The sequence below is a fragment of the Burkholderia sp. AU4i genome (assembly GCF_000466765.1).
GTDB classification, from domain to species: Bacteria; Pseudomonadota; Gammaproteobacteria; order Burkholderiales; family Burkholderiaceae; genus Burkholderia; species Burkholderia cepacia.
In genome coordinates this window covers 1-10,083 of sequence record NZ_ASSI01000239.1, presented here as the reverse complement: position 1 = coordinate 10,083, position 10,083 = coordinate 1, and the positions used below count along the sequence as shown (strand labels likewise).

General features: G+C 71.6%; 11 protein-coding genes, 1 pseudogene and 1 riboswitch. Of the genes and pseudogenes, 6 read left to right on the top strand and 6 right to left on the bottom strand.

Features of this window, described 5'->3' with window-relative positions; all coding sequences use genetic code 11:
• From L810_RS38560 to cobG, 4 genes and pseudogenes are all read right to left on the bottom strand, one after another.
• A pseudogene (locus tag L810_RS38560) lies at window positions 1-871 on the bottom strand (cobalamin biosynthesis protein CbiG); the annotation flags it as partial.
• Entirely contained in the window at window positions 868-1,602 is a 735-nt protein-coding gene (locus tag L810_RS38555) for a precorrin-2 C(20)-methyltransferase (RefSeq protein ID WP_021163557.1), read from the bottom strand. The gene L810_RS38555 and the pseudogene L810_RS38560, both read right to left, overlap by 4 nt.
• Complete coding sequence (locus tag L810_RS38550) at window positions 1,599-2,225, bottom strand: precorrin-8X methylmutase (RefSeq protein WP_021163556.1); 627 nt, start codon at window positions 2,223-2,225, stop codon at window positions 1,599-1,601. Before L810_RS38550 ends, L810_RS38555 begins: the two co-directional genes overlap by 4 nt.
• Window positions 2,218-3,582, bottom strand: a complete 1,365-nt coding sequence (gene cobG, locus L810_RS38545; protein ID WP_306415754.1) for a precorrin-3B synthase — start codon at window positions 3,580-3,582, stop codon at window positions 2,218-2,220. The genes L810_RS38550 and cobG overlap by 8 nt, the downstream gene beginning before the upstream one ends.
• A 106-nt stretch (window positions 3,583-3,688) precedes the next feature.
• Window positions 3,689-3,879: riboswitch (cobalamin riboswitch) on the bottom strand.
• Between the two features lie 142 nt (window positions 3,880-4,021).
• Here cobG and L810_RS38540 point away from each other — a divergent pair.
• The 5 genes from L810_RS38540 (at window position 4,022) to cobM (ending at window position 8,302) form a co-directional block, all read left to right on the top strand.
• On the top strand, window positions 4,022-4,318 hold the full coding sequence (locus L810_RS38540; protein ID WP_021163554.1) for a hypothetical protein: 297 nt from the start codon (window positions 4,022-4,024) through the stop codon (window positions 4,316-4,318).
• A gap of 124 nt (window positions 4,319-4,442) precedes the next feature.
• On the top strand, window positions 4,443-5,714 hold the full coding sequence (locus L810_RS38535) for a bifunctional cobalt-precorrin-7 (C(5))-methyltransferase/cobalt-precorrin-6B (C(15))-methyltransferase (RefSeq protein ID WP_042978018.1): 1,272 nt from the start codon (window positions 4,443-4,445) through the stop codon (window positions 5,712-5,714).
• On the top strand, window positions 5,714-6,802 hold the full coding sequence (locus tag L810_RS38530) for a cobalt-precorrin-5B (C(1))-methyltransferase (protein WP_021163552.1): 1,089 nt from the start codon (window positions 5,714-5,716) through the stop codon (window positions 6,800-6,802). The genes L810_RS38535 and L810_RS38530 overlap by 1 nt, the downstream gene beginning before the upstream one ends.
• The gene (locus L810_RS38525; RefSeq protein ID WP_021163551.1) at window positions 6,799-7,530 is read left to right on the top strand and encodes a cobalt-precorrin-6A reductase; all 732 of its coding nucleotides are present in this window, start codon (window positions 6,799-6,801) and stop codon (window positions 7,528-7,530) included. The genes L810_RS38530 and L810_RS38525 overlap by 4 nt, the downstream gene beginning before the upstream one ends.
• A 43-nt stretch (window positions 7,531-7,573) precedes the next feature.
• Entirely contained in the window at window positions 7,574-8,302 is a 729-nt protein-coding gene (gene cobM, locus L810_RS38520) for a precorrin-4 C(11)-methyltransferase (protein ID WP_021163550.1), read from the top strand.
• Here cobM and L810_RS47820 read toward each other — a convergent pair whose 3' ends face one another.
• Window positions 8,303-8,449: a hypothetical protein gene (locus L810_RS47820; protein WP_021163549.1), complete on the bottom strand. Its 147-nt coding sequence runs from the start codon at window positions 8,447-8,449 to the stop codon at window positions 8,303-8,305. It abuts the gene before it with no gap.
• A 125-nt stretch (window positions 8,450-8,574) separates the two neighbouring features.
• Between L810_RS47820 and L810_RS38515 the strand changes: the two genes are divergently transcribed.
• Window positions 8,575-9,444, top strand: a complete 870-nt coding sequence (locus L810_RS38515) for a hypothetical protein (RefSeq protein WP_021163548.1) — start codon at window positions 8,575-8,577, stop codon at window positions 9,442-9,444.
• Window positions 9,445-9,490: 46 nt separating this feature from the next.
• Here L810_RS38515 and L810_RS38510 read toward each other — a convergent pair.
• A partial coding sequence (locus tag L810_RS38510) for an MFS transporter (RefSeq protein WP_042978010.1) occupies window positions 9,491-10,083 on the bottom strand: 593 nt, incomplete at its 5' end.

The following is a 10,083-nucleotide window of genomic DNA, read 5'->3' as shown; positions in this document are numbered from 1 at the left end:
CGAGCAGCGCGGCCGCATCGGCCGGTGCGCCGCCGTCACCGTCCCCGTCGACGTCTGCATCGACGAAACGAAGCGGCACGTCGAGCGTGTGCGCCGCATCCTCCAGCGCGGCATCGCCGATCGCCGATGCGGGCGCCACGATGGCCGCGAGCGCCAGCCGGGCGAGCCCCTGCGCGTCGAGCGACGCCGCGATGCGTGCCGCGAGCGCGCCATCCGCGTGGACAGCGTGCGCATCGACGCCCACCACCACGCTGCGCGGATGAATCACGAGCTCGTCATGCGTGCCGCGCCAGGCTTCGGGCGTCACGCGAATCGCATGCGCCGCGGCGTCGTCGCGCGGCAGCGCGACATCGTCGAGCCACGGCGCCGCGCCGTCGATGCGCGTCGATGCACCCGCGAGCAGGTCGGACACGAAGCGCTTGCCCTGGGCGAGATCGGCGAGTGCATAGCCTTCCGGCGGATTGAGCACGCACGCGCCGAAGCGCAGTTCGCCGCTCGTCGTGATCGCCGGCGCGACGCCGACGCAGGCGGCGATTTCGCGCGCCATCACGTTGACGCCCGTCAGCCCGCCGAGCAGCGGCACGACAGCCGAACCGTCTTCCGCCACCGCGAGCACGGGCGGTTCGACGCCCTTGTCGGCAAGCGCCGGAGCGATGCAGCGGATCACGATGCCGGCCGCGCACAGCGCGACGATCGGCAGGCCGCGTGCATAGAGTTCGCGCAAGTGCGCGCCGAGATCGTCGAACGGCACGTCGGCGGCGACGCGCGATGCGAGGCCGTGCACGCGGGCCCCCGGATAACGCGCCTGGATGCGCCGCGCGGTATCGAGCGCGCCCGCGCCGAGGATCACGATCGCGGGCGGGGTCGTCATCCTTGCCATTTTTCCCCCGGCACGACGAGCAGCGAGAAATACGGCGACGCCATCGGATCGACTTCATCGAGCGGCACGATGCGCTGGCTCGCCATCGTCGCGCGCTCGACATACAGCGCGCGCTTCGCGAGCCCCAGCTCGTCGAGCACGCGCCGCACCTTGTCGAAATTACGGCCGAGCTTCATCACGACGGCCGCATCGGCCTGCGCGAGCCGCGTGCGCAACTCGTGCTCGGGCAGCACGCCCGACAGCACCGACAGGCTCTGGTTGCGATAGACGAGCGGCTGGCCGAGCACGGCGGTGCCGCCGAGCATCGCGCATACGCCGGGGATCACCTCGGTGTCGTAGCGCGGCGCGAGGCGGTCGTGCAGGTACATGTACGAGCCGTAGAAAAACGGGTCGCCTTCGCAGATCACCGCGACGTCGCGCCCCGCATCGAGGTGCGCACCGACGACCTCGGCGGCCGTGTCGTAGAAGTCGGCGATCACCGTCTCGTAGCAGAGCGGCGGCGGCAGTGCCTCGGTCGTCACCGGATAGACGAGCGGCAGTTGCGTCTGCCCGTCCCGCAGGTGCGCCTCGACGATGCCGTATGCATTGCCTTTCTTGCCCTTCGCAACGAAATACGCGACCACGGGCGCGGCCTGCAGCACGCGCAGCGCCTTGATCGTCATCAGTTCGGGATCGCCGGGGCCGACGCCGACCCCGAACAGGCGTCCGCGCGCGCTCGTCATTCGACCTCCGTCGCGAGTGCGTTGACCGCCGCAGCGGCCATCGCGCTGCCGCCGCGGCGGCCGAGCAGCGTGACGTACGGGACACCGCGGCTGTCGGCATCGAGCAGCGCCTTCGATTCGGCCGCACCGATGAAGCCGACCGGGAAACCGAGGATCAGGGCGGGGCGCGGCGCGCCGGCGTCGATCATGTCGAGCAGGTGGAACAGCGCGGTCGGCGCATTGCCGATCACGACGACGCTGCCGGCGAGGTGCGGGCGCCACAGTTCGAGCGCGGCGGCCGAACGCGTGTTGCCGAGATCCCGCGCGAGATCGGGCACTTGCGGCTCGCCGAGCGTGCAGATCACGCGGTTGCCGGCCGGCAGCCGCGCGCGCGTGATGCCTTCGGCGACCATGCGCGCGTCGCACAGAATCGGCGCGCCGGCCGCAAGCGCCGTGCGGCCCGCCGTGCCGGAACCGGCCGAGAAGCGCAGGTCGTAGACGACGTCGACCATCCCGCACGCATGGATCACGCGCACCGCGAGTTTCTCGAGATCGGGCGGAACCTGCGACAGGTCGGCCTCGGCGCGGATCGTCGCGAACGACTGGCGGTAGATTTCCTGCCCGTCGCGAATGTAGTCAAGCATCGGTGGTGTCCTGGCTGTGCCGCGCGCCCGTCAGTCGGGCCGCGGCCTGGTCAATCGTCAGATGGCGCGCGAGCGGGGCGCCGAGGCCCGCGGCCGCATCGCGCCGGTAAAGGTCGTAGTGCGCGGGCGCAACCGCGACGAGCGTGTGCGTCGCGGGATGCGGCAGCGCGCAATGGCGCTCGCAGCCGGTCAGGTGCACGTCGACCGCATGGCCGATGCGCGCGGCGAGCGCGAGCGCGTCGTGTTTCGTGTCGGCGTGCGCCTTCGCGCAGCCCGCGCTGCCGGTGCACGCGACGAGCGACGCCAGCGGGTCGGACGACGCGCAGACGAGGCCGAGCGACGCCAGCGCATCGAGCGTGGCCGGCGCGCGTTCACGCGGGACGCGATGCATGAACACGCCTTGCCAGGGCGTCATCGACAGCGTGCCGTCGCCGTCGGTTTCGGCCAGCGTGGCGAGCCGTTCCAGTTGCGTGGCGTCGAGCCGGCCGAGCGGGAATTGCGCGCCGACGTGGCAGCGCGCGGCATCTCGAGACGGGTGTACCCCGAAACGCCGTGCCGGATCGGTGCGCGGGCGGCGCCAGCCGGCGAGCGCCGGATCGGCCGCAAGCGCGAACGGCACATAGTGCCGCGCGCGCTCGAGCAGCGCGGGTTCGCCGCAGGTCGCGAGCAGGGCACGCATCCGCGTGACGTCCGCCGGCGCGAGATCGAGGAACGCGAGCAGCAGCGCGCGAACCAGCGCGACACCTTGATCGGGCGCGACATCGACCGACGCCGGTCGGGCGTCGTGCGCGATCGGCGGGCAGCCGGCCAGCCCGGCCGCGATGCGCACCGCACCGTCGCCGCGACGCCATGCGGCCAGCCAGATGTCGTGCGGATGATCGAGCGCCGCAACCGATTCACCGCCGTCGAGCTGGATCGAGAATTTCGGCGACAGCTCGCCACGGCGCGGCTCGCGCGCCAGCATGTCGAGGAGCGGCGCGGCGAGCGCGCGGCTGTCGACGAGGGCGGCGGGGTCGTCACCGGCGAGCGGGCTGAGCATCACGTTGCGGACGTCGTCGCTCGCGGCGAGCGCGGCGGTATCGGCGACGGCATCCGCGGTTGCGTCGACGGACGGGCCGAGGCCCGCGTCGAGCAACGCGCGTATCAGCGCGGCGGCCGCGTCGGCGCGAATGCCGCGCAGCTGGAGATTCGCGCGATTGGTCGCGTCGATCGCACCGGAGCCGCAGGCACGCGCGGCGGCGGCGATCGCGCGCGCCTGACGCGCATCGAGGCGGCCGCCGGGCAGCTTGATCCGGCACAGCCCGCCGTCGGCGGCCGTGACCACGCGCACGAGCCCCGGGCAAGCCGACGGGCGCACGACGGGCGACGCAGGAATCGAATCGGGGGCGGAACTCACGGGGTACGGGGGCAGTGTCGCGCCGCGGCCAACGCGTCGGTACACCCCGCCCGACGCCGACTGGCACGCACGCACTTTCTGGCCGGCAGGTCTCCTGGCTGACAGGTCGGCGCCGGCTCCCGGCCTTCCCGGTGAAACCAGTGGCATGAGGGGGAGATCGGCTCGCTGTCTACAGTTGCGGGGGCAGCCACAGCGGCGCGTGGTGCGCCCTGTGTTCCCTCTTCGGCCCCGAAGGGCACCGGCGAACGAACGGCCGTAGGATACCCGATTTTCGCGACGATCCGGCATCGGCGGTGCGTCGCGCAACCGCGTCGCAGCATGGCCGCAGACGGTTTTGCGCTGTCTCGCAAATGGTAGGATTGGCGCCTCGACATCAGATCGGCGAGCGCCGGCATCCGCCATGAAACTCGGCAGGACGGAACTGTTCGGCATGGGCATCGCACTGGGCCTGCTGGCCATCCCCGCATGGGTCCTGCTCGCATGCGTGCTGATCCCGCTTGCACCGTCGGCCGAGTGGCCGAAGAATGTCGGGCTCGCCGGCCTCGGCGTGCCGATCGTCGCGGGCGGCACGCTCCTGTACAGGAAAAGCGGGGCGCGGCCGCTCATGTGGCTGCTGCTCGGCTGGCTGCTGATCGCGTCGATCGGCGGCATGGTTCTGGCCTTGCTGACGTTTGTCGTCGGCGTGCCGCTCGGCTGACGTCGTGGCCGTGCCGCACCGGCCGTCCGGCGATGCGCACGGCATGGAAACGAATCAACGCGCGGCGCTCCGGCAGCCGCGCATCGCAACAAACGGGATGGAATCGAACGATGGGGAAGGGTGCATGACGGCGTGGCTGACGGTAGTGGGCATCGGCGACGACGGTTACGCGGGGCTCGGCCGCAGCGCGCGCCGCGCGCTGCTCGACGCGACGCTCGTCGTCGGCGCGAAGCGGCATCTCGACATGCTGCCCGCACGGCTGCCGGCCGCGCGCGAAGCGTGGCCGTCGCCGTTCAACCTTGCGGGCGTGCTTGCACGACGCATGTCGCCCGTCTGCGTGCTCGCCAGCGGCGACCCGATGCTGTTCGGCGTCGGCGCCACGCTCGCGCGCTCGCTGTCCCCTGACGAATGGCGCGTGCTGCCCGCGCCGTCGTCGCTGTCGCTGGCGGCCGCCCGCCTCGGCTGGGCACTGCAGGATGTCGGCGCGGTTTCGCTCGTCGGCCGTCCGCTTGCGGCGCTCGCGCGCCACCTGCTGCCGGGCCGCCGCCTGTTCGTGCTGAGCGCCGACGGCCGGACGCCGGCCGCCGTCGCGGCCGAACTCGTCGCACGCGGCTTCGGGCCGACGCGCATCAGCGTGCTCGAGCATCTGGGCGGCCCGCTCGAGCGGCGTCTCGACGGACTCGCGCAGGACTGGCGCGTCGCCGAAACGGCCGCGCTCAATCTGGTCGCACTCGACTGCCGGGCCGGCCCCGACGCGCCGCGCCGCGCGCTCACGCCCGGCCTGCCCGACGATGCGTACCGCCACGACGGCCAGCTCACCAAGCGCGACCTGCGCGCGATGACGCTCGGCCGCCTCGCGCCCGTGCCCGGCGAGCTGCTGTGGGACGTCGGCGCCGGCAGCGGCTCGATCGGCATCGAATGGATGCGCGCGCATCCGTCATGCCAGGCGATCGCGATCGAAGCGCATGCGGAGCGGCAGCGCTTCATCGAGCACAACCGCGACGCGCTCGGCGTGCCGGGCCTGCAACTCGTCGCGGGCCGCGCGCCCGAGGCGCTCGCGGGGCTCGCCGCACCCGACGCGATTTTCATCGGCGGCGGGGCGACCGCGCCCGGCGTGCTCGACGCGTGCTGGGCATCGCTGAAGCCCGGAGGCCGGCTGGTCGCGAACGCGGTCACGCTGCAGGGCGAGCAGGCGCTCGCCGCATGGCGCGAGACGCACGGCGGCACGCTCACGCGCGTGTCGCTCGCGCATGCCGAGCCGCTCGGCCGCTTCGACACGTGGCGCCAGCCGCTGCCGGTCACGCTGTACGACGTGCGCAAGCCGGACACGGTCAACATGGTCGACACGGTCGACACGGCGGCATCGCCGGCCGCGACGCATACGACGGACGCGTGATGCGCGACGAGACCCCCGAACAGCCCGCGCCGCTACGCTTCGGCTACACGACCGGCAGTTGCGCGACCGCGACGTCGCTCGCCGCCGCGCGGCTGCTGCTCGCGGGGCGTGCGGACGACGCGGTCGAGATCGTGCTGCCGAAGGGGCAGCGCGTGATGATGCGGCTCGAGTTCTGCCGGACGACGGCCGACGGCGCGGAAGCCGGCACGATCAAGGATGCCGGCGACGATCCGGACGTCACGCACGGCGCGCTGATCTTCGCGCGTGTCGCGCTCGCGGCGGCGCCCGGCGTGCGTTTTCATGCGGGGCCGGGCGTCGGCACGGTCACGCGCGCGGGGCTGACGCTGCCGGTCGGCGAACCGGCGATCAACCCGGTGCCGCGCCAGATGATGACGACGCATCTGGAAGCGCTGGCGGCCGAGCACGGTTATGCGGGCGGCTTCGACGTGACGATCGGCGTCGAGGGCGGCGAGGCGCTCGCGCTGAAAACGATGAACCCGCGCCTCGGCATCGTCGGCGGGTTGTCGATCCTCGGCACGACCGGCATCGTGCGGCCGTTCTCGTGCTCGGCCTATATCGCGTCGATCCACCAGGGCATCGACGTCGCGCGGGCGAACGGCATCACGCATATCGCCGCGTGCACGGGTAACGCAAGCGAGGATGCGATGCGTGCGCACTACCACCTGCCCGACATGGCGCTGATCGAGATGGGCGATTTCGCGGGCGCGGTGCTCAAGCACCTGCGGCGTGCGCCGGTCGCGCGGCTGTCGATGTGCGGCGGCTTCGGCAAGCTCAGCAAGCTCGCGGCCGGCCACCTCGACCTGCACAGCCGCCATTCGAGCATCGACCTGCCGCTGCTCGCGCAGTGGGCGGCCGAGGCCGGCGCCAGCGACGCACTGCAGGCGGCGATGCGCGCTGCGAACACGAGCCAGGAAGCGCTGAAGCTCGCGCACGCCGACGGTGTGCCGCTCGGCGATCTCGTCTGTGCGCACGCGCTGCGCGTCGCGCGCGACATCGTGCCGCCGTCGGTAGCGGTCGAGATGTTCGCGATCGACCGGCAGGGCCGCTTCGTCGGGGCAGCGCGATGAGCGCGCGCATCCTGCTGCTCGGCGGTACCGGCGACGCACTGAAGATCGCGCGCGCGCTCGGCCCGCATCATGTCTATAGTCTCGCCGGCCTCGGCAAGACACCCGACGACCTGCGCTGCGACGTGCGGGTCGGCGGTTTCGGCGGCGCGGCCGGGCTGGCCGCGTATCTGCGCGACGCCGGCATCGGCCTCGTGATCGACGCGACGCATCCGTATGCCGCGCAAATCAGCGCGAATGCCGCCGCCGCGGCGCGTGAAGCGGGCGTGCCGCTATGGGCGCTGCGCCGCGCGCCGTGGTCGCCGCAACCCGGCGACGACTGGCGCATGGTCGACGACTGGGCCGGCATCGAAGCCGCGCTCGCGCCGTTCCGGCGGCCGCTGTTCACGCTCGGGCGCGAACCGCTCGCACATCTCGACGCGATCCCGCCGCACCAGTTCTGGCTCGTGCGCTGCCTCGACCCGCATCCCGGCAACGCGCGTGCGCAGGTCGTCGCCGCACGCGGGCCGTTCACGCTGGAGGGCGAGCGCGCGCTGTTCGCGCTGGCGGGCATCGACGTCGTCGTCAGCAAGAACAGCGGTGGCGCGGCCACCGAAGCCAAGCTCGACGTCGCGCGCGAACGCAGGCTGCCGGTCGTGATGCTGCGCCGGCCGCCGCTGCCCGACGCCGACCGCGCGTTCGACTCGGCCGCGGCGCTCATCGACACGCTCGATCCGGCCGCGCGCGCATGACGCCGCGCGGCCGGTCATTCCATGAATTGACGGAGATTTTTCGATGACGGTGTATTTCATCGGCGCGGGCCCCGGCGACCCGGAGCTGATCACGGTGAAGGGCCAGCGCCTCGTGCGCACGTGCCCGGTGATCCTGTATGCGGGTTCGCTGGTGCCGGCCGCCGTGCTCGACGGCCATCGCGCGGAGCAGGTCGTCAACACGGCCGAGCTCGACCTCGATGCCATCGTCGCGCTGCTCGCCGCTGCGCACGCGAACGGGCAGGACGTCGCGCGCGTGCATTCGGGCGACCCGTCGCTGTATGGCGCGATCGGCGAACAGATCCGCCGTCTCAAGACACTCGGGATTCCGTACGAAATCGTGCCCGGCGTGACGGCCACGGCCGCATGCGCGGCGACGCTCGGCGTCGAGCTGACGCTGCCCGGCGTCGCACAGACGGTGATCCTCACGCGCTTCGCGGGCAAGACGACGATGCCGGAAGGCGAAGCGCTCGGCTCGCTCGCCGCGCACCGCGCGACGCTCGCGATCCATCTCGGCGTGCGCCATCTCGCACGCATCGTCGACGAAGTGCTGCCGCATTACGGCGCCGATTGCCCGGTCGCGGTGATCTATCGCGCGAGCTGGCCGGACGAAGAACGCGTGACCGGCACGCTCGCCGACATCGTCGGCAAGGTGCAGGGCACGCAGATCGAGCGCACCGCTCTGATCCTGATCGGGCGCGTGCTCGACGCTGAAGGGTTTGCGGATTCGACGTTGTACGCGAGTGAGGGTTGATCACGCAGGGGCACGGTGTTCGCGCAGGTGCGTGCAGAGCGCCGCGCCGATCGTGATCGCATCGCCGGCGAAGTAGATCGGCGCGGCCGATTTGCCGAGGATCAGGATCGACGCGGCGATGCCGGCGACGGGGACCGGGTTGAGCACGACCACGCTCCAGTACGATGCGTTGTCGCGTGCACCGCGAACGTTGCTTCCGCGTCAGGGTCGACGATTTGCGTTCGGTGTCGCGCGTGCCGTCGCGCCGCAGTCAATCACAAGGACATTGTTGAATGAATCACCGTATTCGATCGGTCATTTTCGGCCTGGCGGGATTGACGTCCGCTTTGCTGGCGGTATCCGCAGCGCAAGCCACCGCCGAAGCGAACGAAGCCCGCGCCATACCGTTCGTCGAGGTCGCGAAAGCCGCCGTGCCCGATCGCGACTGGATACCCAGGGTCTGCCAACTGGTTTCGGCACCCTGCGGTACGGCAGGCCAGCCAAGCGACGCAAGCAAGGCGCCGTCGCTGTACCGGGTCAGGAACGACGCGCCCGGCAATTACTATGCGATCCTGCCCGGCCCGCAGTTGCTGAAGGTGAGCTTTGCGTCCGCCACCGGCTGGAAAGTCCTGCAGCGGTGGGATTTCTCCGACTACCAGCCCGCCGACCGCGTCGACGGCGATGGCGAGGCGCCACCGCTCGGGATCTACCCGGCGCTGTACCCGCTCGGCAGCGAGCGCTTCGCGGTCGCGGTGCTGGCCGGATGGTCCGAAAGCTATTCGGGCGGCGGCGGAAGCTGGGAAAATGCCGACTTCGTCGAACTGCGGCCGAATGGCGGGCATGCGGGCACGCCACGGATATCGAAGCTGCCGTTCAGTTGCGACAAGCAGATTCGCGCATGCTTTTCCGAACGCGAGTACCAGCACTCGCCGCATTGCAGCGAAGACTTCGACGGCTCGCTGCGGCTGCGCTTCGTGCCCGGTGCGAGTGCCGGCAAGCTCGACTGGATCGCTACCTGGAAAGAGACGCATTGGCCGGGGCTGAAGCCGAAAAGCACGACCGAGCACACGTCGGTTTCCGTGACGTTGCCGGCAGGGCAGGATCCGGTTGCCGCCGGCAAGGCGCTGCGCGACAAGGTGTCTTTCTGCGAGCCGGTCAACTGAACGGCGGCCGCAACCGAACCGCAACGGCCGTGTTCCCCGCCCCGCGCTAGGCACGCGCAACACGCCGCGCGAGCCGCGGCGCAAACCCCGCGGCCAGCGCGAACAGCGCAACGCACAGGCAGGCCATCGCGACCCACGCTGGCGTCAGGTCCGCGAGATGCTGGCGCACGATGCCGGCCGCGAACGGAAACAGCCCGGCGATCAGGTAGCCGATGCCCTGCACGAACCCCGTCAGCGATGCGGCATCGGCCGGCGTCGCCGCATGGTCGACCGTGACGATCAGCGACAGCGGAAACAGCGCGCCGATCCCTGCGCCCATCAGCAGCGCGGCGGGCAACGCGAGCGCTTCGGGCGCGGCCAGCATCACCAGCAAGCCGACGAACAGCGACGCGATCGCCGCATGCAGCGCGGGCCGGCGATCGGGCAGGCGGTCGATCGTCGCCGAGATCGTCAGCCCCGCGACGACCTCCGCGAGCGTCACGCCGCCGAGCAGGCTGCCGGCCGCCGTCGGCGACCAGCCGAGCCGCATGTAGTAGGGCGGCAGCCACGCGAGCACGAGCGTGTACGCGCCGGTCGCGATGCCGAAGAACAGCGCGAGCCGCCACGCGCGCGGCGAGCGCGACGGCCGCGCATGCGTTG

What these genes read in the sequence shown, in the direction of transcription:
- L810_RS38555 (WP_021163557.1), bottom strand. Translation starts at nt 1,602, where the DNA reads ATGACGAGCGCGCGCGGACGCCTGTTCGGGGTCGGCGTCGGCCCCGGC.
- L810_RS38550 (WP_021163556.1), bottom strand. Translation starts at nt 2,225, where the DNA reads ATGCTTGACTACATTCGCGACGGGCAGGAAATCTACCGCCAGTCGTTC.
- L810_RS38540 (WP_021163554.1), top strand. Translation starts at nt 4,022, where the DNA reads ATGAAACTCGGCAGGACGGAACTGTTCGGCATGGGCATCGCACTGGGC.
- L810_RS38535 (WP_042978018.1), top strand. Translation starts at nt 4,443, where the DNA reads ATGACGGCGTGGCTGACGGTAGTGGGCATCGGCGACGACGGTTACGCG.
- L810_RS38530 (WP_021163552.1), top strand. Translation starts at nt 5,714, where the DNA reads ATGCGCGACGAGACCCCCGAACAGCCCGCGCCGCTACGCTTCGGCTAC.
- L810_RS38525 (WP_021163551.1), top strand. Translation starts at nt 6,799, where the DNA reads ATGAGCGCGCGCATCCTGCTGCTCGGCGGTACCGGCGACGCACTGAAG.
- cobM (WP_021163550.1), top strand. Translation starts at nt 7,574, where the DNA reads ATGACGGTGTATTTCATCGGCGCGGGCCCCGGCGACCCGGAGCTGATC.
- L810_RS38515 (WP_021163548.1), top strand. Translation starts at nt 8,575, where the DNA reads ATGAATCACCGTATTCGATCGGTCATTTTCGGCCTGGCGGGATTGACG.